Origin of the sequence: Pedobacter lusitanus, assembly GCF_040026395.1 — a bacterium.
Classification (GTDB): domain Bacteria; phylum Bacteroidota; class Bacteroidia; order Sphingobacteriales; family Sphingobacteriaceae; genus Pedobacter; species Pedobacter lusitanus.
The window spans coordinates 2,151,910-2,174,156 of record NZ_CP157278.1; the positions used below are offsets into that span (position 1 = coordinate 2,151,910).

Consider the following 22,247-nt stretch of genomic DNA (forward strand, 5'->3'; position numbering starts at 1 on the left):
TAGCTTTCTTCATTCATATTATCTGGAAAATTGGGTATTTTCTTTCTCGGAGGCCGTTTTTAACGCATTTAACCAATACAGCAGAGAGCCTCTGTTTACAGACTGAAAGCGGTCCTTTAGCGACCAGACCAACCAGCCTTCCATACTTTCCTCAACCTTTACAAGGGTATGATCTCCCTGTTTGATAAAGTACCAGTTATGAATTGCAAAGGAGCCGAAAGCCGGACCAGACCAGCCTGCTTCTTTATTCATATCCACCACATGGAAAGTTGAATGGATGGTAAGTCCATGTGTTTTCCAGTCAAATGAAGATCCTGCCTTAAAAGGCCCGTTGATTTTGCTCTCCGGAATTTCTTTTTGCCATTTGGACCAGTTATCGACATCACTAAAAATTTTCCACACAGTTTCTACAGGGGCATTAATATCGATTTGTAATCTTGTAATTACCGGTGCATCTTTATGGATCGTCCTGGTCACTTTATAAGAACTGCTTATTTCCAGTATGGCTATGGTTAAAGCCAGTGCCCCGATTATCAGGGCCGTTATTTTGATAAAACGTTTCATAATCATTTTTTTTCATTTGATTTAACACTGTAAAAATAGCCGTGCAGATCAGCATAAAATTGTAAGATTCCGAAAGCTCACGAGCGTAAAAGAACTCCTGATTTTTTAAGGGTGTTATGAATTTTTATTATAAGTTTATGACCAAAGAAACAATCAGTTATCCATGAAGAAATTAATACTGACTCTGAGCCTTGGTTTTAGCCTTTTTATTGTCCGTGCCCAAAACCAGCTACTGTTCCAGGAGAACTTCAATCATGCTGCTGCCTATGAAAGTACAACAGGCATTAATGGTATGGCCCTGAACCTGACGGCAACAGCAAAGAAAAGAAAGCCCCTGATAATGCAGTCGTTAAATGCTCCGTCGTCCGGCTCTTTTACCACAGTGCTCTGGGTCAAAGCAGCTCCTGTTGATGATCAGGACTATATTTTATTATCAAACCAGAAAGAAAAGACAGACAGCAGCGAAGCTACCTGGCAACTGGGGAAACAGGCAACAGGAGCCTGGTACTGGAGTGCTGTGCAGGGTAAAAGCAAATATGAGTACCGGCCAACTTTAAGCAGACAACCTGTTAATGACGGGAACTGGCATCAGCTTGCTTTTACTTTCAATAAGGAACATAAAGAAGTCCGGTTATATTATGACGGCAGGAATGTAGCAGTTTATTTCACTCCTGAACTGAGTAGCCTGCTTACAAAACAGTCACAACTAATTATAGGCGGGCCATTAAGTGGTGATCTGAGTGAATGGGAAACCTTCAATGGGACACTCGATGAGCTTCAGGTATATGATAGTCTCTGGAGCGCAGCACAAATCATGAATGCCTATCGTTCCATTAGCGGCCGTGCTTTAAAAATTGAGAAAGTCAGCACGCCAGTTCACCTGAAAGTCATGAATTATAACATTTGGCATGGAGGGCATGAGACAGGAAAATATATTGGCCCGGGACGCATTGCCGAAGTCATTAAAGAATCTGATGCGGATATTATTTCTATGCAGGAAACCTATGGCTCTGGTGCCCGTATTGCGGATGAATTGGGTTATTATTTCTACCTCCGGAGTACTAATCTTTCTATTATGAGCCGCTACCCTATTGAAGAAACAATTACAGGTATCCACCCTTTTTACAATGGAGGTGCACATATTGACCTGGGCTCAGGAAAAAAAATATTATTGGTTACCAACTGGCTTAATTATCCTTTCGATTACTGGGATGATCTTGAAAAGAATGTACCTATAGACAGTGCCTCATGGATGGCGAAACAACAACAGGTTAATGCAGGCAGGCTGAAAGAAATTCTTGACGGAATAAAAAAGGAGATTACCGGTAATACACCCGTGATTTTTTGCGGAGACTTTAACACCGGTTCCCATCTGGATTGGACTAAAGCTGCCCGGCACTTAAACAAAGGACATATCATGCCTTTTCCGACAGGTATCCTGATGGAAAAAGCAGGTTTCAAAGATTCATTTCGTATGCTGTATCCAGACCCCCTGAAAAACAGAGGAATTACCTGGACTCCTCAGTTCAGCCAAAGTTTCAAAGACCGGATTGACTATATTTATTACAAGGGAAATGGACTTGTCCCGATTGCTTCAAAAGTATTTGATACGCATAAAGTATGGTATCCTTCAGATCACGGAGCAATCATGACAACTTTTAAGCTAGAGTAAATCAGCATTGTTATTTATACAGGGTGTAGCATTCGTTTTGCTGCTGTGTGTAAAAATGATTAAATTAACAGTATTATAAATTTAGGGAATGAAAAAAATGCTTTGTTTAATTCTGGCTCTTCCGCTAATGGTAAGTGCGCAGAAAAATCAGTCCCAATTGTCAAAGGGCAATGAAATTTTATATACCATGCCCGAAGAGTCCGAGCTTCATGAGGGCACCTGGCTTCAATGGCCCCATGAATATCAATATGGCGAAACTTTTTCAAACAGACTCGATGATGTCTGGATAGCCATGACAGAATCACTGGCAGCAGACGAAAAAGTACACATCATTGCTTATAATGAGGAGGAAAAAGAGAAAATCAAAGAAATGCTTCATGAAGCCAATGTCTCTCTGGCTAATGTGGATTTTTATATCTATCCAACCGATGATTTTTGGGTAAGGGATAACGGCCCCATTTATGTAAGAGATAAAACAGGTAAACTGATCATCGAAGACTGGGGCTTTAACGGTTGGGGCAAAAAGGCGGAATTTACTAACTGTAATGCTATACCATCAAAAATTGCCAGAGCTCAGGGCAAAACACTTATCGACTTAAATTCTGTAATGGTCAATGAGGGTGGTGCGATTGAAATTGACGGAAACGGGACTTTACTGGCTACAAAAAGTGCCATTTTAAATGCGAACAGGAATCCGGGGATGTCTCAGGGAGAAGCAGAAGCTATTTTTAGAAAATATTTAGGTGCAACTAACTTTATCTGGCTAAACGGCAAAGCTGGACTGGAAATAACCGATATGCATATAGACGGTTTTGCCAGATTTGGAAATTCAAGTACATTAGTCACCATGTCTGCTGATGATCTGGCCGACTGGCAGGTGCCGGATAACGATATTGATAAACTGTATCTGGCTAAAAATAAATCAGGTAAACCTTATCGCATAGTCAAATTACCACTGACTAAAAATACAGTTACAACAGCTTACGGAAAAAAGCTAGGTTATAAAGGCTCTTATGTAAACTATTACATTGGTAATAAGGTAGTTTTGGTTCCAAACTATCAGGATAGTAATGATGCAGTAGCCAATGCCATTATTCAAAAGCTGTATCCTGCCAGGGAGGTCATAGGTATTGATGTCAGAAACTTATATGCGAACGGTGGCATGATCCATTGTGTAACACAACAGCAACCTAAATAATTTCCCCTTATGCATCAGGTCCTCATGAAGTCTTATTCTGTCGTTACTGCGTATTTGTTTTTCTAAGCAGCCCTATATTTAACCACACAATAGCTCCAATGATCAATAAGATACCAGTCCATTGATAAACATTAATGTTTTCGCGCAGGACAAGGCAGGCAAAAATAGCACCTACCGGTATCTGAAGACTTGTAATAATCCCGCTAAGCCCTACTCCAATTACAGGCATCCCTTTGACATACATTAACGGAGGCAATACCATTCCGAGTAAAGCAAGTGCCAGACCCCATTTCCATAAAACTGCAGCATCAAAACTCTGTAACAGAGACGGTCCCCATATGATCAGTACGGCCAGCAGGCATCCCATATTCAAAAATAATGTCCGGCGCAGCGGTGATTTATTAACTACCACACGGCTGGAAAGATAAATAGAGCAGGTACTGGCTACTGCGGCCAGTAACCCAAAGCCTATAGCAGCAAGGCCGATGCTGCTACCGGCCAATAATAAATTGGTAGCCAGCACTGTACCGCCTAAGATTACAACTGCCGCTATGATCTTACGGGGGGAAGGGAATTTTCTGGTCAGTATACTTTCAAGTAAGATTCCCATCCATACAGATTGTGTCAGCAATACGATACTCGTACCTGCCGAACCATACCAGATAGACAGGAAATAAAAAATATTAATGAGCCCGACACAAACTCCATGCAGGGCAACCTTTACTTTTTCGCCGGTAGTAAATTTCCAATCCTCAGCTTTTTTCTTTCTGGCCAGCAGATTTAACAGTAGTATAAGGATAAAACCTGTTGCTACTTGCGAAAAAGTAATATTTGCTGTATCATACCCGTCCTGTCTGGCCAGTTTAACAAATGTGCCCAGCAATCCAAAACTAAAAGCACCGATGATTACAAATAATATTGCGGTAAGCATTCTTTTATCTTTCATATCCTGATTATTTAAGTTTATAAGCTACTTTGAAAGTTGGGCGTACTCCTTCTGTCCTGTTCCTGGCACCGGTTTCAAAAAACGCTTTCAGTTCTGCAGCGAGTCCGCCCGGGGTAACATAACTTAAACCAGGACCAATAGCCAGCACCCGTTCCCTGGTATCACTGATTTTATAGGTATCCTGGTAATACTGACGATTGCCATAAAAAGCATCCTGGGTTAGCTGTTTTAAGAAATAGCCGGCCAGCTCGGCCCTCAGTTTTTTATAGACCGTATGCTCGATAGCATAATTGATATTATAAAATGCGCCAGACTGATCTCCACTATCAATTTTCCTGAAATTATAGTTAAAATTGTTCCTTGTACTTATACTAAGCTGTTCATTGAGAAAAACAGTAAAAGCATAATAGGCAGTCAACGTAAAAAAATGTGAACTCGGGTTAACATCGTATTTATCATTATACGCGCCTAAGGGAATCGCGATATCTACTTCTGCCCGGTGAGCATAACGCAACCCGAAAAAATGTTTATTACTCCATTGTATCACCGGCCCGAGAATAATACCACCAACTATACCAGGGTTGGTGGAGAGATTGTTTTTCTCACCACTGCCCGAAAGCCTGACCAGTGGAGCCAGTAAGCTAAAAGCTAAATTCCCATTCCATACCGGTACATGAGACTCGTACACGAACTGCTGCATGGATAAGAATGAACTTACCCGGGCAGCATTGATATCTTCGCCCTGCGGACCTTTTACTGACCGCGGGTTAATATCTGAAGGTATTGAATATAATAGAGTCCAGGTCCCGGAGAAACGCCGTCCTGCATATTTGCCAACCCGAGATTTGTTGCAGGCAACCGTGGATCCTGCGCAAAACCCTGCAGATAAAAAGATGTTAAAAATAGTCCTGTAAATAATGTTGCCCGCCAATTCATTTTCTTTGATAATTTATAGGACAAAATTAGCGGGTCTTTACATCTGATAAAATTAAGATACCTTTAGAAAATTCATATCCTATAGGTAAATTGTAAGTCTAACTGTGAATAAAAATGATATTTGATAGTATTCTGAAAAATATTGAACGGCACATTACTCTCAGTGAAGCAGAAAAGGCCGATTTTTGTAGTTTGCTGGAGGTAATACAGGTTAAGAAGAAAGAATACCTGATTCACCAGGAAGAGATTTGTACACACGAAGCCTATATTAACAAAGGCTGTTTCCGCACCTTTTTTGTAGACAGGGAGGAGGTTGAGCACACTTTCTATTTTGGCATTGAAGACTGGTGGATCTCTGATATTTACAGCCGCACATTCAAGGTTCCTTCCCAATATAAAATTATGGCGCTGGAAGATGCAGAAGTATTTCTCATTTCGGATAATGCTTTAGAAGCCTTTTTGCTCCGGGTACCGAAAATGGAATATTTTTACCGTAAGCTATTTCAGCATTCCATGGCCGTTTATCAACTGCGACTACTGCAGCTTCATCAGCATACTGCAGAAGAACGTTACCGGAATTTCAGACAAAAATATCCTGAATTTGACCGCCGTATTCCGCAGAAATATATTGCTTCATTTCTTGGTCTTACTCCCGAATTCTTCAATACGGTAAGAACCCGGGTATTGAAAAGCTGGTAATAAAGTGGTTCCGGGGAAGATGATATTACTCCGGGGAAAATGATATTACTTAAACAGTGAAACCACCTTTTTACCACCACTGATAATTGCTACCATAATCAGACCTCCGATTAGTCCAAATGCAAGCTCTCTGACTATTGAGGCTATATCTGGTAATATATGGTGTAAATACGCTATGTTATGGACAAAAATACCGCCTGAAACCAGGATCAGTGCAATTGTTCCAACTACAGCCAGAATTCTGATAATAACGGGCAGGGATTTAACAAGTAAAGCTCCCATACCAGCGAAGAAACCTTTATTACGGGAACGGCTGATCAATTTATAGCCTACATCATCCATTCTTACAATCATTGCAACTATACCATAAACACCAATTGTAGCTAATAATGAAACAATCGAAACAGTCAGGATTTGTATAGTTACATTTTCATCCAGCACAGTTCCCAATGCGATAATCACAATCTCCACAGACAGAATGAAATCAGTAGTTACAGCGGATTTGATTTTTGTTTTTTCTGCAGTGCTATCATCCTGTTGAAGGGCTGAAACCTCCTCATGAGATTCTGCAGGGTGATGAAAGAAGTATTCGATTATTTTTTCTACTCCCTCATAAGCTAAATAAAATCCTCCTAATACCAGGATAATCTTAATAGCCACCGGAAAAAACACATTCAATAATAAAGCAATAGGGACAATAATCAGCTTGTTAACCAAAGAGCCTTTAGTAATTGCCCAAAGTACAGGTAATTCACGTGAAGACACAAAACCAGTTGCCTTTTCTGCATTTACCGCTAAATCATCACCTAAAATACCAGCTGTCTTTTTTGTTGCTATTTTAGCTGTCAATGCAACATCATCCATTATGGAAGCTATATCATCCAAGATTGCGAAAAAACCTGAGCCCATTTTATATTTTAATTCTGTTGAAATTATTTGAATTATTCCGCATATCAAAAGATAGCGTGTAACTAAACACAAAGGCCGAATTTACAGCAAAAATTGCTATAATAGACAGGATTTTTAATGGAACGGCCAAATTATACACTATTAGGATTACAACTTTCAGCTCTGTTATGTTTTAATAAATTCCAGCTCACGACCATTTTGTTTTAAGGTCAATTTGACTACCCTGCCATTTTTATCTTCGGCGAAGACAATTTTGGCCTCTACTGCGGTGTAAAAGAAAGTGTTTTGTGTTTCAGGATAAACTTTATACGAGGACTGACCTGTCAATTGCGCATAAAGCTGGTTGTCTTTATTGACAATGGTGAATCTAAAGTCAGGGCTGTCTTTACTTCGATATTCTCCTGCAAATTTCACCAGTTTCTCGGCGGTTACAGAAAGTACAGTGGCACTTTTTTTCACCTCCGGAATAGCATACTCTCTGTTATTTATAATATTTTCTATGTTAAAACCCAGTTCATAGATATTAATCCGGTTGTAATTGTTCATTAGAACGATGACTGTCTGGTTTTTAAAGTACCTTACAATAAGCGTGGCATACCCCGGATATCCCCCGGTATGCAGATAAAATCCCTGTGGTTCATTGATCATCCATCCAAAGCCATATGGGAACCCCATCAATTCTGCCGGCTTACCATCCTTCAACAGATATGGCGCAAAGACGTTTTTAATTTCCTGTTTATTGGCTAGTTTTTCAGTGTACAACGCCTGATCCCATTTCAATAAATCTTCTGCAGTACTACTAATCCCATAAGGACCGGCTACCCCATCAAAAAAGAGCTGATATTTCTCAGTACTGTCACTCAACAGATATTTATCCTTGATTGGATCATATATATAGCCATAGGCATAATTATTAATTTTATTCTTAGCATAGCGTTGACCGTAAACCTGTGTATGCATCATATTTAAGGGCCCGAAAATATTCTTGCGCAGGTAAGTGGCAAAATCTATTCCCGAAACTTTCTCGGCAATTAGTGCTAATAATACATAATTTGTATTGGAATAGGCTGTATTTACACCTGGTTTAAAAAGTGTTTTCACCTTGTTTTTTTGTAAAGACTCCAGAATATCTTTATTAAAGTTGATTTTTGTAATGTCCACTTCTTTTGCTCCCCATCCCAAAAAATCAGGTATCCCTGAGGTATGATGCACTAAGTCGTTAATAGTTATATCGCTATAAGGTAATTCTGGAAAATATCTTTTAAGGGTGTCCTCATATTTCAGTTTCCCTTTCTGGTGTAACTGTACGATAGCCATTGCAGTAAACTGTTTAGCAATGGAAGCCAGTTCGAACATCGTGTTTTTATCTATTGGAACTTTAGTATCCTGGTTAGTATAACCAAAACTCTTCTGGTAAATCGGTTTCCCATGGTCTGCTACCAGAACGCTACCACTAAAAGCATTTTGCTGAACTAGTGTTTGAAAGAGTGTATCTAATTTCTTTGAAACCTGTGCATCTGCCTTTTTACTGATCATAAAAGTAACAGAGAACAGAATAATTATAAAAAGCCTGATTTGCTTTATAATAATGGGAGCTATTATTTTATATTTTCTCATTTGATAATCTGTTGCTTAGAAGACCTGCTAAATCAGCTGTAAAGTCAGGAGAATAATTTCTTCCGGATTTTTTAACCCGGCAACCTTCACCTAAATAAAAATACTGTTTTTAATATTCCCTACACCATAACAAACACAGTCTTTAATAAATAACCGGCGTTTTAAGATTCATCAGATTACACAGATAAAGAATTTTCTAAAGATTATCTTCGCACCTGATTGTTTGATAGAATTTTAGACTAGAAATATGAAAAACGGATACATCATCCTGATATCAGTATTACTGATCTGCCCACTTTTTATGCTACAATCCTGCCGGGTAGTCTCTAACAATTATGGGAAGCGTGTCATTCCATACAAGAATGATAGTATAGATAACTTCCGGTAATCAGCCATTTTTATTTGAGGAAATAATCTCTCCGCAGATACAAGCAGTCGGGGCCGATATTGTTACTGCAAGTCCGGCAAAAGAGCTACAGGATCTTTATTACAAAATAAAAGCCGAAGAACTTATTTACTTATTGTTTGCAGAATTACTGAAAAGACAGGATGCTACTTCGCAAACACTGAATACTGCCGATGTCAAAAGAATTTATGAGGTAAAGGATAAAATACTTTCTGACATCGACACCCCACCAGTACTTTCTGAACTTGTCAAACTCTCAGGCATGAGTGAATCTAAATTAAAGCGGCTCTTTAAACAGATTTTCGGAAACAGTATATACAACTATTACCAGAGTTTCAGGATGAAGAAGGCCGCTTATCTGATCAAAGAAGAAAACTTACCGGTGTCTGAGGCAGGTTATCTTTTAGGCTTTTCAAATCTCAGCCATTTTTCAAGATTGTTTGAAGCACATATTGGCATAAAGCCGAAAAAGTATGCTGCTGGCAAATAAAAAACTCTTTTTTTGACAAACCTGAAAAAAGAAACGGTTTCTATTTTCAGACACAAATCATTTGTTTATCTGTTATATTCAGTACGATCTCTTTAAATAAGTTTCCATAAACTAACTATATCATGATTGAAAATAATAAAGAAATTTTAAGAAAAGCAAACGCAGCAATTACTGCCGGAGACCATGAGGGTTTCCTTTCTTTTTGTACCGAGGACACACTATGGACATTTGTAGGCGACGAGATATTGAAAGGTAAAGAAGCTGTCCGTCAATACATGTCAAAAGCTTATCTGGAACCTCCCAAATTTGAAGTTGAAGATTTAATTGGGGATGGTGATTTTGTTACTGCTGTCGGAAAAATCAGCATGAAAGATGAACACGGAAAAATGATTCATTATACTTACTGTGACGTCTGGCGGTTTCAACAGGGTAAGATGGCCGAGTTAAAAGCTTTTGTTATCAAAACCGGGTAACGCGAATTAACATTCGTTAACACTGATCAACATGGCGTTAAGAAAACCATACGGACTGACATTGTATATTCGTCCTGTTCAGACAGGATAAAATTATTTTAATTCTATTGACAATCAACTATTTGTTTTGCTGCTAAATTGTTTTATCTTTGAATAACCTCTCTGAACAGACCCAATATAAACTTAATTTTAACCTATGAAAAAGAAATCTTTCATCCAACTTTACAGAGGTATTTTTGTCCTTGCAATTTCGGCTATTGCCTTCACTTCATGTAAAAAAATTGTTGACGGCGGTGGTGGCACTTCCGGTGGTACAACTTCAGACCCCGATTATCTGAAAAAACTATTGGCTTACAAGAAAAGTAAACATCCAATGATGGTTGGTTACTTTAATCAGGCCGAGATGGTGGGTACCGCGGGGTATGAGCATGCTTCACTACGTAATGTTCCTGATAGCGTTGATATTGTAGATATTTTCGCTACTGTTGATGACACCAATAAGGACATGCTTGCTAAAAAAGAAGTAATCCAGAAGGATATTAAAATTCTTCAGCAAAAAGGGACTAAAGTAGTGGTTAATGTATGGTTAACCCGATGCTTTACTAACTTCAAGAATGGCACTGTCGCCTATCAGCATAATGCCACTGATTATGCAAAATGGGCTAAGCAGGTATACGATTATTACCAGGACTGGGGTTTCGATGGTATTGATGTAGATATGGAGCCAGGGATTGTTTATAACAACACCCAAAACAAAGGATTGCTGGATGCTTTGGCCAAATATTACGGACCTAAATCACCAGAAGGAAAACTCTTTATATTTGACACTGATGGTGCTTTGGGAATTGATATTTTCAATAATACTTATACCAATTACAATCAGATCTATTTTCAGGCCTATAACCGATCAGGAGATCGCTGGTGGGGTAAACCAGCCGATTTAACTAAAGAAATGAATACTTACGGATCAAAAATCGGAAACGATAACTTTTTTGCCATTGTAAATGGAGAGGGAGATTCTGCTGGTTGGAAAGTAAATTCTTATTTCGGAGGAACAAGGGTACAAATTGTGGAATATGCACAATGGGCCATTGATAATAAAGCCGGTGGTGCAGGCGCTTACGGGCTTAATTACGATTATAAAAATAGTAACTATGTTAATGTAAAAGCAGCAATTACATTAATGAATCCTCCTAAACCTTAAGATGATTAAACCCCTTCGTCACCAAAAAGGGCCATAGCTCACAGACTGGTTTAAATATAAAGAGCCTCTTTTCTTAAAGAAAAGAGGCTCTTTATATAATTTATAAATCAAGAAGACTTAATCAAACCTGTCCAGGTTCATCACCTTGTTCCATACAGCAACAAAGTCTTTCACAAATCCTGCTTCTGCATCAGCACTTGCGTACACTTCTGCAAGCGCTCTCAATTCTGAATTGGAACCGAAAACAAGATCTGCGCGGGTTCCCGTCCACTTTACTTCATTAGTATGACGATCCCGGCCTTCATAAAGCTCTTTATCCGGAGATATTGATTTCCAGGCAATATTCATATCAAGCAGATTGATAAAGAAATCATTGCTGAGCAGTCCTGGTCGCGAAGTGAAGACACCATGCTTAGAACCATCATAATTAATGTTTAATGTACGCAAACCACCCAATAACACTGTTAATTCTGGTGCTGTAAGCGTAAGTAAATGTGCTTTATCAATTAGTAATTCTTCAGTAGACACAGGTACTTTTGACTTACGGTAGTTTCTGAAACCATCAGCAGCAGGTTCCAGATAACCAAATGACTCTATATCTGTTTGCTCCTGCGACGCATCCATACGTCCCGGTCTGAACGGAATAGTTACCTGTTGTCCCGCATCAGAGACAGATTTTTCAATACCTGCATTACCAGCCAGTACAATCAGATCGGCCAGTGAGACTTTTTTTCCATCTGTCTGTGCAGCATTAAATTCATTTTGAATACCTTCCAGAATACTCAGTACCTTTTGCAGCTGTGAATTATTATTCACCTGCCAGTCTTTCTGAGGGGCAAGACGAATACGTGCGCCATTAGCACCACCACGTTTATCTGAACCTCGGAAGGTTGAAGCCGCAGCCCAGGCAGTAGATACGAGTTCAGCGACAGTAGCCCCTGAGTTTAGTATTTTAGCCTTTAAGGTTGAAATATCATTTTCAGTAATCAGTTTATGATCTACAGCCGGAATAGGGTCTTGCCAAAGCAATTCTTCCTGAGGAACTTCAGGTCCAAGATAACGCTCTTTAGGCCCCATGTCACGGTGAGTTAATTTAAACCATGCTCTTGCAAAAGCATCTGCAAACTGATCAGGATTCTCTAAAAACCTACGTGATATCTTCTCATATTCCTGATCAAACCTTAAAGAAAGGTCTGTCGTAAGCATAGCAGGACGATGTTTTTTTGAACTGTCAAAGGCATCAGGAATAGTCGATTCTGCATCCTTAGCCACCCATTGATGTGCACCGGCCGGACTTTTTGTAAGCTCCCATTCAAAGCCAAACAGGTTTTCAAAAAAGTTGTTGCTCCACTGCGTAGGTGTTGTCGTCCAGATAACTTCCAATCCGCTGGTAATAGCATCGGCACCTTTGCCAGAGCCATAACTGTTGCTCCAACCCAGTCCCTGTGAAGTAATATCAGCAGCTTCCGGCTCTTTACCAACATGATCAGCAGGTGCTGCACCATGTGTTTTTCCAAAACTATGGCCACCGGCAATCAATGCAACCGTTTCTTCATCATTCATAGCCATCCGGCCAAAAGTATCTCTTATATCTTTAGCAGCTGCAATAGGGTCAGGATTACCATCCGGGCCCTCGGGATTTACATAGATCAATCCCATTTGAACAGCAGCAAGCGGTTTTTCCAGATTCCGGCTGTGAATATCTCCATCAGCATTTTCGTCGGTAACCAGCACACTATGCCCTTCAACACCTGGCGAACCATGAGCGTAGCGCAGATCGCCGCCCAGCCAGGTAGTTTCTGAACCCCAATACACAGACTCATCTGCTTCCCAGACATCTTCCCGTCCACCTGCAAAACCAAAAGTCTTGAAACCCATTGATTCCAGTGCAACGTTCCCGGTAAGGATCAGCAGATCGGCCCAGGAAATACTGCGGCCATATTTTTGTTTAATCGGCCAGAGTAATCTGCGCGCTTTATCCAGACTCACATTATCCGGCCAGCTGTTCAGTGGTGCAAAACGTTGTAACCCCGCACCTGCTCCTCCCCGGCCATCACCTACACGATAGGTACCTGCACTATGCCATGCCATACGGATAAACAGACCACCATAGTGTCCAAAATCTGCAGGCCACCAATCCTGTGAGTCGGTCATCAGCACATTAAGATCTTTTTTAACAGCTGCAAGATCCAGACTTTTAAAAGCTTCTGCGTAATTAAAGTCTTCATTCATTGGATTTGACAAAGCAGAATGCTGACGCAGTATATTTACTTTTAACTGGTTAGGCCACCAATCATTGTTTCTGGTACCGCCACCGCCAACATTATTTTTCATACTGCCATTATGAAAAGGGCATTTACTGATGTCGTTTGAATCGTTTTCCATAGTTTATATGTTTGTGATTAGTTTCTCGCTTGTGTTCTACGTCATTATAAATCTACTTAATTTTTTTCTACCCATCAGAATTTCCCATTCGTATTCTTTTGATTTTCCGGGGAAGGAATTTCTTCAATAACATCCCAGTGTTCTATGATTTTGTTATTTTCAATTCTATATAGATCATAGAAAGCAGTGGGTAAGTTATTCATATATCCCTCACTAAGTACCAAAACGAAATTCCCCTCTCCCAGAACCTGATGCACAGCAGTGTAAATTTGTTCTTTACCTTCATCTTTCCACTCTTTTAAAACGTTAAAGAATTCAGATACCCCATCTCCCATATGAGGGTTATGCTGGATTAATACATCTCCGTTAAAAAAGTCCTGTGCTTTATCAAAATTTTTACCGACGAGCACTTCGTTAACGAACGTTGATGCTAATTTTTTATTATGCGCTGTTAAATCGTGATCTATTGCCTTTGTCTTACCATCTGTCATCGTTCTGCCGCTTTTATTGACTTTCTTCGAATTGGTTTGCAAATTGTCCCAGTGTTCTACACTTAATCCATTTTCGAACCGGTGAATATCAAAAGCCACAGTAGGCTCAAACAGATAATAATCAACATGCACAAAACCAATATCACCATCCTGAAAAGCTCTGACCACATTGGTATAAACTTTTTCCATAGGCATCAACTCATGTAATGCCAGAATTGCGTCAAAGCCGTCTGCCACATTTAAATTATGCTGTTTGTATGATTTTGAGTTTATCAGCCCTATTTGAGCCAGGGTCTCAGTTTCTATACTGTTCTGAATAGCCGCAGCTTTTTCACTGTTGGAAATTTCCATGTTTTATTTGTTTAATTAAAACAACAAAGGTATTCTCGACGTAAGCCCACACAATTACGGATAAAAGGTTCATATGGGGATAATTTTATCCCTATACACTTTAAGTTATATACTCTTATTTTTGTATCTATAAAACTGAGGTTATTATGTATGAAAAAAAGATTCCAAAGGACCTGGGTTGCGGGATGAGCATAACACTGGAAATTATTGGAGGAAAATGGAAGCCCTGCCTGATTGATTCCATATCCAAAGGAATCAGAAGACCCAGTGAATTGCACAAAAGTCATCCTGATGCGAGTAAACGTGTTTTAAATCTTCACCTGAAGGAGTTAACTGAGCACGGTGTAGTTACTAAAATCATATATCCTGTCCTTCCCTCAAAGGTTGAATATTTCTTAACAGATTTTGGAGCAACTTTATTGCCCCTTATTTTACATATGGAAAAATGGGGCAGTGATCATATGGCTGTTTTTAATGAATTCCAGCAAAAAAAACTCAGTCTGAGGAATGAAGAATATTCTCTTTAATCCATTGTGCGATATCAGCAGCCGGGATATTTTTCTTATGATTAAATGTTTCTGACATTGGCCAGGCAACGCCAGGATTGGTAAACACCAGGTGATAACGACTAAAAACATCATCGGGATTGTCCTGTATTTTTTTCTGCAGATGAGGAATATCCCACAATATCCGCTCAAATTTATCGTCAAAAAGAGATTCTACCTTATTTGCAATTTCTTCAAAACTCAGCGTTTCTCCGGCAACAAATATGACCTGATCCAATATTTCCGGTTCCTGGAATAAAATCCCGATCGTAAGCGCTCCAATATCTTCACAGGATGTTAACGTTAGTGAATGCTTCCAGTCCCCCAATGCATGTATCTTCCTGTCGGATAAACTAATCACACCAAAATCTTCACGGAATAGAAAGCTCGTGATCATCCCTGCAGAAACAATAATCCAGTGTGTGTTATTTTGCGCTCGCAGTAAATCCCTGACCTCCAATTGCTCGTCAAAAGTGGGCTGCGCACTGCCACGGCCTATTTTATCATAGTCCACACCAAACTGCCATGGAATATACCGCCTGATCTTAGCCTCCAGCACTGCTTTTGTTATTTTCACCTGCATCCCTTCGCCACCCGAAAATCCGCTGCAGCATATTACAGTGTCATATTTTTTGAAAACTGCAGCTAAATCCGGAATAGTTTCTTTGACCAGGTCTATAGCTTCTATTACCAGATTTCCAAATCCGGGATTATTCCGGACAAAGGTATCGATGGAAGCAGATGGCTGTACTAAAACCCCGATATGTAATTGTTCGGCATGTGCCTGCTGATAAGCATAAAGACTGTTTAACATGGCCATACCGACCTCACCTTTTCCTATGATTAAAAATGATTTTTCCATTGCTTTAAATTCTAATGAATAATTTGAGCAAAGGTAAATCGGCTATATGCAGGTATTCCTGCAAAAAACAGGTAAATAAGTACAAAGAAACTACCTGGTTCTATAGGCTATTGGTGTAAGCTGTGTATGCTTTTTATAAAAATTCTGGAAATGTGATGTTTCCTGAAAATGAAGACACCAGGCAATTTCTTTGACACTATAATCGGTGTGTTTCAGCAAAACATTTGCTTCTTCAATCAGGCGATCGTGAATAAGTGCCTGCGTAGTTTTCAAGGTAACTGCCTTCATGGTTTTATTCAGCTGATCTACAGATGTATGCAATAGCTGAGCGAAATAAGCGGGAGATTTATTCACCAGAGGTTTCCCTCTGCTGATCATATAGAACTCATTTTCCAGCACTTTAAAGAATCGTTCCTCTAAACTGTCTTGCTGAGCAGGTATAAAGCTAAGCAGACTTTTATTCAATTTCTGAATGTAATGTATAACATCAAAAACCTTATGCTGAATCAGTTGCTCTTTAAAAGGATAATCAGATATATATTCATGTTCAATATCATCGAAAATACGTGCGAGTTCTTCGTATTGAATGTCAGTAAGAGATTCTGTATAAACAGCTCTGTCTTTAAATACCGGCCAGTTAAATAAGGATAATCTGCTTGTACCGCGCAGGAAACTCTCACTGCAAACACAATATTTACCTGCAAAATCCGGATCTGTTGTTTTAAAACCTGATCTGGTCATCGGGCTTGTTATAACTACAGCGTTTCCGGAAACAACAACCTGCATATCATTGGAATAGTAAGTACCTTCTCCCTTAAGCAGAGCGATTTTATAAAATGGTTTTCTTTGTAAGCGTTCACAGGCTTCAGGATCTTTCTGAAGGTTTTGCCACAATAAAAAATCAAAATGTCCAAGAAAGTTATTTTCATGCGGATCTTTACCTTCAACGTACCGATCATAAAAAATATTTATATCATTCTTAGCCATGTGATCTCACAAACTGGATATAGTCCGTATTAACAGGTTTAATGTTATGCAGCTTCATTTCTTTTGCTATCTGTGCACGATGATAAGTACCATGATTAAAAACATGAAGCAAAATATCGGGAACTGATGTTTCAAAATAATCACCGGTAGAGATTCTGTATTTGATAACCGGGGAGTCCGTCGTTTCCAGATATTCCATTTTCGCTAACTTATCTGCACTTTCCTCCAGCAGCACTTTACAGTATTCCAGCTCATGTAATTGCCAGACACTCACATTTGGCGTAATGCCATTAATTCTGCAAGCCCATATCGTTTGTGCATTTACAATGTGACTGAACAGAGAGATACATGATTCAGGAAGTGAGCTCGAATTGGCCAATAAGGCTTCAAATAAAAGAGAATTTGCCCAATTGTTGTATTTGCAGAATTGATTCAGCATAGATTTATTTTTGAACCCTAATTTAAGATTTTCAAATCTTTTATCAAGCCATATTATAGGGCTTACACTTAACGCAAAAATGTGTAGATTCAATTTCGATTAACAGTACAAAACACCAATAATGAGAACGATAATTGCCATTTTATTTTGTTTAAGCCCTTTATCGGCAATGTGCCAGAATAGCATTACCATCCAGGGAAAACTGGCTAAACATAATGGCCCGGCAAAAGTATATTTATCCTACCCGGATACATCAGGTATTATTTTTAAAATAACTGATTCTACATCTATCATTAACGGTCAGTTTTCATTTATATTAAAAAACGATCTGCCACCAAAGGTATTTCTTACTGTTCATCGTAGAAGTTTAAATCCCTTACAGCAAGCTGAACCTGATCAATTACCTGTTTATCTTATATTTTCCAACACGTCCATTCAGGTATTATCAAATACAGATCATATAAAAGAGGCTGTCGTAATTGGGTCTAAAAATAATAGCGATTACACCTCATACCTGAACCTGCTAAAGCCTCTTGAAAAAGAAAGTCAGAAACTACTTACTAAATTTAAAATGAGAGGACCAAACGCCATTAAAGATACTACGTTTATGAAAGATCTGAGGACTCAGAGAGACGCTCAAAACAAAGAATTTTTAGATTTGGCATTACAATTTATCAGGACAAATCATGATTCTTATATCGCATTGGAAATCCTACAATCTTCTTTAATGCAAGGACTTATAGACTATCGTATGGCCGAGTCTGAGTTGGATAAATTTTCAGCTGAATTAAAAACAACTAAATTGGGGAAACAGATCTCTAAGACAATCACAAATTCCAAAATTGAACCCCGGGGTGACGGCCCGCGGGCTGGCAACAGATGAACTGCCCTCTCAGATTTTTTTATGTTTTCCTTCTTCTGTGATTATAGGTAGTATATAACATCTTTATTAAAATTGTTTGGGTAGTTTACCCTCGCTTGTAAATCTGATAATTTCAGCAATCCGCCGATTTCTTGTCTCCTCTTTTTTGGCAGATAACAGCCAGTAAAAAACAGATTTTTTAGCCGAATTACTGAGGGATGCAAAAAAGACTTCGCAATGGCTGTTTGCTTTCAGCATTAAAGCCAGGTCTTTAGGCATGATAAGCTTTTCGGCAGCATCCAGCGTTTTCCAGGACCCATCTAGTTTTGCCGCTTTGATAGTCTTCAGGCCAGCATCAGTCATTAACCCAAGTTCGATTAAGTTCTTAACCTTTGCCTTATTGATTTTCGACCAGCCACTTTTAGGTTTTCTTTTCGAAAAAAACTGCATAAACTTCTCTTCGTCAATAGGTAGTTTTTTACTGTCTATCCAACCAAAACAAAGTGCTGTATCTACGGCCTCACTCCAGCAAAGGCCCGGCAACTCCTTTCCTTTAATCTTTTTGTTATAAATCAGCCAGATACCATTGCATTCTGTATGGTTTAAAGCAAGCCATTCACGCCATTGGGTATTGTCTGCCGGATATATCGTTAATCTGTCTTCCATATCTGTTGTCTCAGGTATTTTTGGTAACGGGTGATCTTATTTTTTAGCAAAAGTAAAAGTACCAGTGACAACAGTATGTCAATATGAGCATAAACCAACGAATTTCTCTTCAGAATGCCGAACTTTATCAGGTTCTTTAATAAATTTATAACATACCAAATCGATATGAGAATTAAATTAACCATACTAGCTGTTATGTTATTCACAACAGTTATGGCGCAAAAACAAATTAATCTTACCCCCGAAATTAAAGCAACACTCCCAAAAGGGCTGAATGCATTTGACGATAAGGAAAATAAAGAATCTATAAATAAGATGCTTAGTCATGGAATCTTACCAGAAGCTTATAGATTATCTGTAATTGATTTCGCCTATAAAAAGGACAACATTATTGTTAGATTTTTTGTTGGAAAAAGTGAATGGCCTGCTGATTATATGGAGGAAAAAACACCAAAGTATAATAAATTGGACACAAGGCATATCAAAAACAATAGTTATTTAATTTTGGATTACCGCACCAAAACAAAGGCTTATTATAAGATCGAAGTAAATGATGTAAAAAGAAAGAATGTTGTTACTATTGAAATCGAGTACAATGTCTTTGTAAATGAGGAAAAGAAGAAGGCACAGAATTTAATGAATGAATTATTAGAAAGTCTAAAATTCAAATAAGCTTTATTTCATCAAACTAATCGCCGCAACATTTCCTCAATTTTCAGTTCTCCTTCAATAGTCTGCGCTCCGTTTTGCATGGCAAGACTCATGATTTCACCTGCTTTGGAGGCAAATGCTAACCTGGCCCAGCCATCGTTCTCAGTTTTAAAACCTGATGTAAAACGCTCAGGGGGCAATACAGCCTTCAACGTGTGCACTACGCCCTCCGGTAAGGAAGCAATATTTTCTGCCAGCCTGGAAACAAATCCATCTATTTCTGAATCTTTTATAGCCCGGTTTATCCAGCCATAACGTTCGGCAGTTTCTGCATCAAAAAGATCAGAGCCCAAAATAATTTCAAGCACACGCCCGCGAGGCATTTTAGATGACAGATACTGTGTGGCACCGCCTCCAGGAATTATACCCATGAGTGCTTCGCACTGGGAGATTTTTCCTTTTTCCAGAGATACAAAACTCATATCCGCAGCCGTAACGAATTCAGCACCTCCACCCCGTGCAATGCCTTTTAACTTTACGATAGTAACCTGTGGCTGATTTCTGAGCACTTCTCCCAGGTTCTGGAAAATGTTTAACCCTTCAGCTGCCTCATGACCTAATTCATCCAGAACATCCTTCTCATTAAGAATATTAATATCTACATGTGCAATAAAAAAATCAGGGTTTTTGCTATCAAATACAATCACTTTGATCAAAACATCTTCAGAAAGATCTTTAAGTAATTGTTGCAGCTCCTTCATCATCTTACCGCTTAAAGCATTTACCGGTGCATTGTCCAAAGAGACAGTGGCTACACTGTTTGATACATTTATGTGTAAGGTAGTATAGCTTTCACTTTTAAATTCTGTATCTCCAATCTGTGTCATCATGAAATTTATGTTTAATTTTGCTTCAAATGTAGAGCGATAAATCATCAATACCGGAAATGCTATCATGCATCATAGCACATACAATGGAAGAAAACAAAATCATCGAACCCTATCTGTGCACTTACAAGAATAAGGAAGATATTAAGTATGCCGCAGATGCATTATATGTGCTCAGCGGGAAATGGCGCATGTATGTGATCATTGCTATTTACAATGGTAACCACCGTTACAGGGAAATTGCCAAAAGTATATCTGGAATTACTTTCGCCATGCTCTCCAGAGAATTGGAATCAATGGAACTTAATAAACTAGTTATACGAACAGAGGACCCCGATTTTCCTAAGGATGTAAAGTATACGCTGTCAACCTATTGCCAGTCAATTTACCCGCTTGTTGAAAGCCTGATTGACTGGGGAAAGCAACACAGGAAGGTGATTGCAATTTAGTATTGGTATTCTCAGAGATGTTTCTTTTTTTAGTTCAACTCCGCTTTTCCCAGGAACCATTTTCGTCAAGAATTTTCAAATAACTGTTATATGATTCGTTAACATGATAAAGTTGATACAGCTGATCGGTTAGCGCGGTGAGAAAGTCGAAGAAAATTGTAAAGTCATCTTTTGAGTTGTAAAGTCCACCCCATTCATTCAATATCCAAATTAATGTTTTGCTCTCGCCAATCGTGATTGAAAATACGAGATTCGGAAAATCGGCATCGGTTTGTTTGTAATAATCATACTGTTTTCCACCTAACAATGCTATTTCTCGGGCAGGAATCTGGATGGAACGCATGTCCGAATATAAAGCAGAACCGAAACAGGAACTGGTAAAGCCGTCTTCATTTAGTGACACAACTTCTGTCGACTGTCTTTCGGAGGCCGCTTTAAAAAACCTGTAAATGGCTGTTAACATTAATGGTAAGGAGATCAGCAATAGCCAGGCCGGAAAAAGTGGATCCGAAGGTATCACTATTACGATGATTGTTAGTGAAATAGTCAGCAACGCAGCAAAAAACCAAAACAGAATAGTTAAGGTTTTTTTACTGTTATTGAAACGGAAGCGATAGGTATTCATAAACGATCAATTGTTAAGCATTGAACTTATTTCTGATAGGTATCAAGTCAAAATACAAGATGAGAAAGGTAACAATTATTGAGCTTCATTACTCAGAAACGGGCCAATAATACACACTCCTACATGCTAAACACCTAATATCCACCTCACATCGAAACTATCAGTTAATTCAATTAGTTTTTGGTCTTCATCATTATTTACAAAACCGTTCTTTTTATCAGATTCCATTTTCTTAATTAGCTTTTTCCTTTCACTGGTGTTTTTACAGTGCAGAAAAATAGAAATATAATTTCCTAATTTTCGTCCTTCATTATGCACCAGGTCCGAACCATGAATAATTATCCTGTCAGAAATCAATGATCCGCTAACAACAGGCATTTCAGTATAACCAGATAGTTCTTTTTCAAAAGTTTCAATTTGTAATAATCCACCAAAACAGCTTTGATAGAAACTGAGCGCTTTTTTACAATTCCCTGAAAAGGTTATAAAGACCGCACTCTTGAATTTATCGTGGTTATACTCAATCATAGTTTCATAAATTAAGCAGCAGAAATTTTATCTCTATACAGATAAGAAACGGCAAGTATACCAAGTATTACGAGTGGCAGTAGCATAAACCCAATATTTTTATCTACACAGGTATGACTGATGAAAGCAAAGATTAAATTAAAAGTAAGCCCCGCATAGGCCCATTCCCTTAGCTTAGCCGGCGTTTTAGAATAAGCAATAGTAAAAACGCCGAGTACTTTACAGATGACAAGTGTATAGGCAAAATAATCAGGATAGCCCAGAGATTTCGTGCCTGCATTTACATACTCTGGTGCAAATAGCATAGTAGCCAGCGGCATTACGCCCTCCCAAAGTACTATGATACCAGTTGCCAGCCAGAAAATTATTTTATTCTTTTTCATTGGAATATAATTGTTTTTTAAT

The 22,247-nt window shown here is 38.8% G+C and carries 25 protein-coding genes; 10 read left to right on the forward strand and 15 right to left on the reverse strand.

Annotated elements, in window-relative coordinates; all coding sequences use genetic code 11:
* Nucleotides 1-18 precede the first annotated feature (18 nt).
* Complete coding sequence (locus PL_RS08905; RefSeq protein WP_160292053.1) at nt 19-564, reverse strand: SRPBCC family protein; 546 nt, start codon at nt 562-564, stop codon at nt 19-21.
* 163 nt (nt 565-727) lie between these two features.
* On the opposite strand from PL_RS08905, the gene PL_RS08910 reads away from it, so the two are divergent.
* Together PL_RS08910 and PL_RS08915 are read left to right on the forward strand one after the other, a co-directional pair.
* Nucleotides 728-2,236: an endonuclease/exonuclease/phosphatase family protein gene (locus PL_RS08910; RefSeq protein WP_052496008.1), complete on the forward strand. Its 1,509-nt coding sequence runs from the start codon at nt 728-730 to the stop codon at nt 2,234-2,236.
* Nucleotides 2,237-2,324: 88 nt separating this feature from the next.
* Nucleotides 2,325-3,434, forward strand: coding sequence for an agmatine deiminase family protein (locus PL_RS08915; protein ID WP_041877930.1), 1,110 nt, complete (start codon nt 2,325-2,327; stop codon nt 3,432-3,434).
* Nucleotides 3,435-3,477: 43 nt separating this feature from the next.
* Here the strand turns inward: PL_RS08915 and PL_RS08920 are convergent, their stop codons facing one another.
* Nucleotides 3,478-4,380, reverse strand: coding sequence for an EamA family transporter (locus PL_RS08920; protein ID WP_052496009.1), 903 nt, complete (start codon nt 4,378-4,380; stop codon nt 3,478-3,480).
* A 7-nt stretch (nt 4,381-4,387) separates the two neighbouring features.
* Nucleotides 4,388-5,311: a SphA family protein gene (locus PL_RS08925; RefSeq protein ID WP_041877931.1), complete on the reverse strand. Its 924-nt coding sequence runs from the start codon at nt 5,309-5,311 to the stop codon at nt 4,388-4,390.
* A 119-nt stretch (nt 5,312-5,430) separates the two neighbouring features.
* Between PL_RS08925 and PL_RS08930 the strand changes: the two genes are divergently transcribed.
* Nucleotides 5,431-6,015 carry a Crp/Fnr family transcriptional regulator gene (locus PL_RS08930; RefSeq protein ID WP_041877933.1) on the forward strand — a complete coding sequence of 195 codons (585 nt, stop codon included), beginning with the start codon at nt 5,431-5,433 and terminating at the stop codon, nt 6,013-6,015.
* Between the two features lie 45 nt (nt 6,016-6,060).
* Here PL_RS08930 and PL_RS08935 read toward each other — a convergent pair whose 3' ends face one another.
* Both PL_RS08935 and PL_RS08940 read right to left on the reverse strand, forming a co-directional pair.
* Entirely contained in the window at nt 6,061-6,924 is an 864-nt protein-coding gene (locus tag PL_RS08935; RefSeq protein ID WP_041877936.1) for a DUF808 domain-containing protein, read from the reverse strand.
* Nucleotides 6,925-7,089: 165 nt separating this feature from the next.
* On the reverse strand, nt 7,090-8,460 hold the full coding sequence (locus tag PL_RS08940) for a serine hydrolase (protein ID WP_160292054.1): 1,371 nt from the start codon (nt 8,458-8,460) through the stop codon (nt 7,090-7,092).
* A gap of 602 nt (nt 8,461-9,062) precedes the next feature.
* Between PL_RS08940 and PL_RS08945 the strand changes: the two genes are divergently transcribed.
* The 3 genes from PL_RS08945 (at nt 9,063) to PL_RS08955 (ending at nt 11,114) form a co-directional block, all read left to right on the forward strand.
* Complete coding sequence (locus tag PL_RS08945) at nt 9,063-9,437, forward strand: helix-turn-helix domain-containing protein (RefSeq protein ID WP_052496011.1); 375 nt, start codon at nt 9,063-9,065, stop codon at nt 9,435-9,437.
* A gap of 122 nt (nt 9,438-9,559) precedes the next feature.
* Nucleotides 9,560-9,910 carry a nuclear transport factor 2 family protein gene (locus tag PL_RS08950; RefSeq protein ID WP_041877939.1) on the forward strand — a complete coding sequence of 117 codons (351 nt, stop codon included), beginning with the start codon at nt 9,560-9,562 and terminating at the stop codon, nt 9,908-9,910.
* 196 nt (nt 9,911-10,106) lie between these two features.
* Nucleotides 10,107-11,114 (forward strand): glycoside hydrolase family 18, encoded by a 1,008-nt coding sequence (locus tag PL_RS08955; RefSeq protein ID WP_041877940.1) that lies wholly within the window; start codon nt 10,107-10,109, stop codon nt 11,112-11,114.
* A 117-nt stretch (nt 11,115-11,231) separates the two neighbouring features.
* On the opposite strand, the gene katG is transcribed toward PL_RS08955, so the two are convergent.
* Both katG and PL_RS08965 read right to left on the reverse strand, forming a co-directional pair.
* A complete protein-coding gene (gene katG, locus PL_RS08960) occupies nt 11,232-13,499 on the reverse strand; it encodes a catalase/peroxidase HPI (RefSeq protein ID WP_041877942.1) in 2,268 nt (755 codons plus the stop codon).
* 74 nt (nt 13,500-13,573) lie between these two features.
* Nucleotides 13,574-14,341, reverse strand: a complete 768-nt coding sequence (locus tag PL_RS08965; protein ID WP_052496012.1) for a nuclear transport factor 2 family protein — start codon at nt 14,339-14,341, stop codon at nt 13,574-13,576.
* A gap of 146 nt (nt 14,342-14,487) precedes the next feature.
* On the opposite strand from PL_RS08965, the gene PL_RS08970 reads away from it, so the two are divergent.
* Nucleotides 14,488-14,868, forward strand: coding sequence for a winged helix-turn-helix transcriptional regulator (locus PL_RS08970; protein WP_041877943.1), 381 nt, complete (start codon nt 14,488-14,490; stop codon nt 14,866-14,868).
* Here PL_RS08970 and PL_RS08975 read toward each other — a convergent pair.
* The 3 genes from PL_RS08975 to PL_RS08985 form a co-directional block, all read right to left on the reverse strand.
* Nucleotides 14,837-15,748 (reverse strand): aromatic alcohol reductase, encoded by a 912-nt coding sequence (locus PL_RS08975; RefSeq protein WP_041877944.1) that lies wholly within the window; start codon nt 15,746-15,748, stop codon nt 14,837-14,839. The genes PL_RS08970 and PL_RS08975 overlap by 32 nt on opposite strands.
* A gap of 90 nt (nt 15,749-15,838) precedes the next feature.
* Entirely contained in the window at nt 15,839-16,735 is an 897-nt protein-coding gene (locus tag PL_RS08980) for a helix-turn-helix domain-containing protein (RefSeq protein WP_041877946.1), read from the reverse strand.
* Nucleotides 16,728-17,174: a DinB family protein gene (locus tag PL_RS08985; RefSeq protein ID WP_041877996.1), complete on the reverse strand. Its 447-nt coding sequence runs from the start codon at nt 17,172-17,174 to the stop codon at nt 16,728-16,730. The genes PL_RS08980 and PL_RS08985 overlap by 8 nt, the downstream gene beginning before the upstream one ends.
* A gap of 121 nt (nt 17,175-17,295) precedes the next feature.
* Here PL_RS08985 and PL_RS08990 point away from each other — a divergent pair, with 121 nt between their 5' ends.
* Nucleotides 17,296-18,057, forward strand: a complete 762-nt coding sequence (locus tag PL_RS08990) for a DUF4369 domain-containing protein (protein ID WP_082035785.1) — start codon at nt 17,296-17,298, stop codon at nt 18,055-18,057.
* Nucleotides 18,058-18,123: 66 nt separating this feature from the next.
* On the opposite strand, the gene PL_RS08995 is transcribed toward PL_RS08990, so the two are convergent.
* Nucleotides 18,124-18,702 carry a YdeI/OmpD-associated family protein gene (locus PL_RS08995; protein WP_041877951.1) on the reverse strand — a complete coding sequence of 193 codons (579 nt, stop codon included), beginning with the start codon at nt 18,700-18,702 and terminating at the stop codon, nt 18,124-18,126.
* Nucleotides 18,703-18,867: 165 nt separating this feature from the next.
* Between PL_RS08995 and PL_RS09000 the strand changes: the two genes are divergently transcribed.
* Nucleotides 18,868-19,374 (forward strand): hypothetical protein, encoded by a 507-nt coding sequence (locus PL_RS09000; protein ID WP_041877954.1) that lies wholly within the window; start codon nt 18,868-18,870, stop codon nt 19,372-19,374.
* A gap of 11 nt (nt 19,375-19,385) precedes the next feature.
* Here PL_RS09000 and PL_RS09005 read toward each other — a convergent pair whose 3' ends face one another.
* The gene (locus PL_RS09005) at nt 19,386-20,243 is read right to left on the reverse strand and encodes an enoyl-CoA hydratase/isomerase family protein (protein ID WP_200890681.1); all 858 of its coding nucleotides are present in this window, start codon (nt 20,241-20,243) and stop codon (nt 19,386-19,388) included.
* 83 nt (nt 20,244-20,326) lie between these two features.
* Between PL_RS09005 and PL_RS09010 the strand changes: the two genes are divergently transcribed.
* Nucleotides 20,327-20,689, forward strand: coding sequence for a winged helix-turn-helix transcriptional regulator (locus PL_RS09010; RefSeq protein ID WP_052496014.1), 363 nt, complete (start codon nt 20,327-20,329; stop codon nt 20,687-20,689).
* A 34-nt stretch (nt 20,690-20,723) separates the two neighbouring features.
* On the opposite strand, the gene PL_RS09015 is transcribed toward PL_RS09010, so the two are convergent.
* The 3 genes from PL_RS09015 to PL_RS09025 all read right to left on the reverse strand — a co-directional run bounded on the left by PL_RS09015 (nt 20,724) and on the right by PL_RS09025 (nt 22,225).
* Nucleotides 20,724-21,314 (reverse strand): hypothetical protein, encoded by a 591-nt coding sequence (locus tag PL_RS09015; protein ID WP_041877955.1) that lies wholly within the window; start codon nt 21,312-21,314, stop codon nt 20,724-20,726.
* Nucleotides 21,315-21,440: 126 nt separating this feature from the next.
* The gene (locus tag PL_RS09020; RefSeq protein WP_041877957.1) at nt 21,441-21,842 is read right to left on the reverse strand and encodes a glyoxalase; all 402 of its coding nucleotides are present in this window, start codon (nt 21,840-21,842) and stop codon (nt 21,441-21,443) included.
* 11 nt (nt 21,843-21,853) lie between these two features.
* Nucleotides 21,854-22,225: a DoxX family protein gene (locus PL_RS09025; protein WP_041877999.1), complete on the reverse strand. Its 372-nt coding sequence runs from the start codon at nt 22,223-22,225 to the stop codon at nt 21,854-21,856.
* Nucleotides 22,226-22,247 lie beyond the last annotated feature (22 nt).

Coding starts and splice junctions, on each gene's coding strand:
- PL_RS08905 (WP_160292053.1), bottom strand. CDS start 564: ATGAAACGTTTTATCAAAATAACGGCCCTGATAATCGGGGCACTGGCT.
- PL_RS08910 (WP_052496008.1), top strand. CDS start 728: ATGAAGAAATTAATACTGACTCTGAGCCTTGGTTTTAGCCTTTTTATT.
- PL_RS08915 (WP_041877930.1), top strand. CDS start 2,325: ATGAAAAAAATGCTTTGTTTAATTCTGGCTCTTCCGCTAATGGTAAGT.
- PL_RS08920 (WP_052496009.1), bottom strand. CDS start 4,380: ATGAAAGATAAAAGAATGCTTACCGCAATATTATTTGTAATCATCGGT.
- PL_RS08930 (WP_041877933.1), top strand. CDS start 5,431: ATGATATTTGATAGTATTCTGAAAAATATTGAACGGCACATTACTCTC.
- PL_RS08935 (WP_041877936.1), bottom strand. CDS start 6,924: ATGGGCTCAGGTTTTTTCGCAATCTTGGATGATATAGCTTCCATAATG.
- PL_RS08940 (WP_160292054.1), bottom strand. CDS start 8,460: ATGATCAGTAAAAAGGCAGATGCACAGGTTTCAAAGAAATTAGATACA.
- PL_RS08950 (WP_041877939.1), top strand. CDS start 9,560: ATGATTGAAAATAATAAAGAAATTTTAAGAAAAGCAAACGCAGCAATT.
- PL_RS08955 (WP_041877940.1), top strand. CDS start 10,107: ATGAAAAAGAAATCTTTCATCCAACTTTACAGAGGTATTTTTGTCCTT.
- katG (WP_041877942.1), bottom strand. CDS start 13,499: ATGGAAAACGATTCAAACGACATCAGTAAATGCCCTTTTCATAATGGC.
- PL_RS08965 (WP_052496012.1), bottom strand. CDS start 14,341: ATGGAAATTTCCAACAGTGAAAAAGCTGCGGCTATTCAGAACAGTATA.
- PL_RS08970 (WP_041877943.1), top strand. CDS start 14,488: ATGTATGAAAAAAAGATTCCAAAGGACCTGGGTTGCGGGATGAGCATA.
- PL_RS08975 (WP_041877944.1), bottom strand. CDS start 15,748: ATGGAAAAATCATTTTTAATCATAGGAAAAGGTGAGGTCGGTATGGCC.
- PL_RS08980 (WP_041877946.1), bottom strand. CDS start 16,735: ATGGCTAAGAATGATATAAATATTTTTTATGATCGGTACGTTGAAGGT.
- PL_RS08985 (WP_041877996.1), bottom strand. CDS start 17,174: ATGCTGAATCAATTCTGCAAATACAACAATTGGGCAAATTCTCTTTTA.
- PL_RS08990 (WP_082035785.1), top strand. CDS start 17,296: ATGAGAACGATAATTGCCATTTTATTTTGTTTAAGCCCTTTATCGGCA.
- PL_RS08995 (WP_041877951.1), bottom strand. CDS start 18,702: ATGGAAGACAGATTAACGATATATCCGGCAGACAATACCCAATGGCGT.
- PL_RS09000 (WP_041877954.1), top strand. CDS start 18,868: ATGAGAATTAAATTAACCATACTAGCTGTTATGTTATTCACAACAGTT.
- PL_RS09005 (WP_200890681.1), bottom strand. CDS start 20,243: ATGATGACACAGATTGGAGATACAGAATTTAAAAGTGAAAGCTATACT.
- PL_RS09010 (WP_052496014.1), top strand. CDS start 20,327: ATGGAAGAAAACAAAATCATCGAACCCTATCTGTGCACTTACAAGAAT.
- PL_RS09015 (WP_041877955.1), bottom strand. CDS start 21,314: ATGAATACCTATCGCTTCCGTTTCAATAACAGTAAAAAAACCTTAACT.
- PL_RS09020 (WP_041877957.1), bottom strand. CDS start 21,842: ATGATTGAGTATAACCACGATAAATTCAAGAGTGCGGTCTTTATAACC.
- PL_RS09025 (WP_041877999.1), bottom strand. CDS start 22,225: ATGAAAAAGAATAAAATAATTTTCTGGCTGGCAACTGGTATCATAGTA.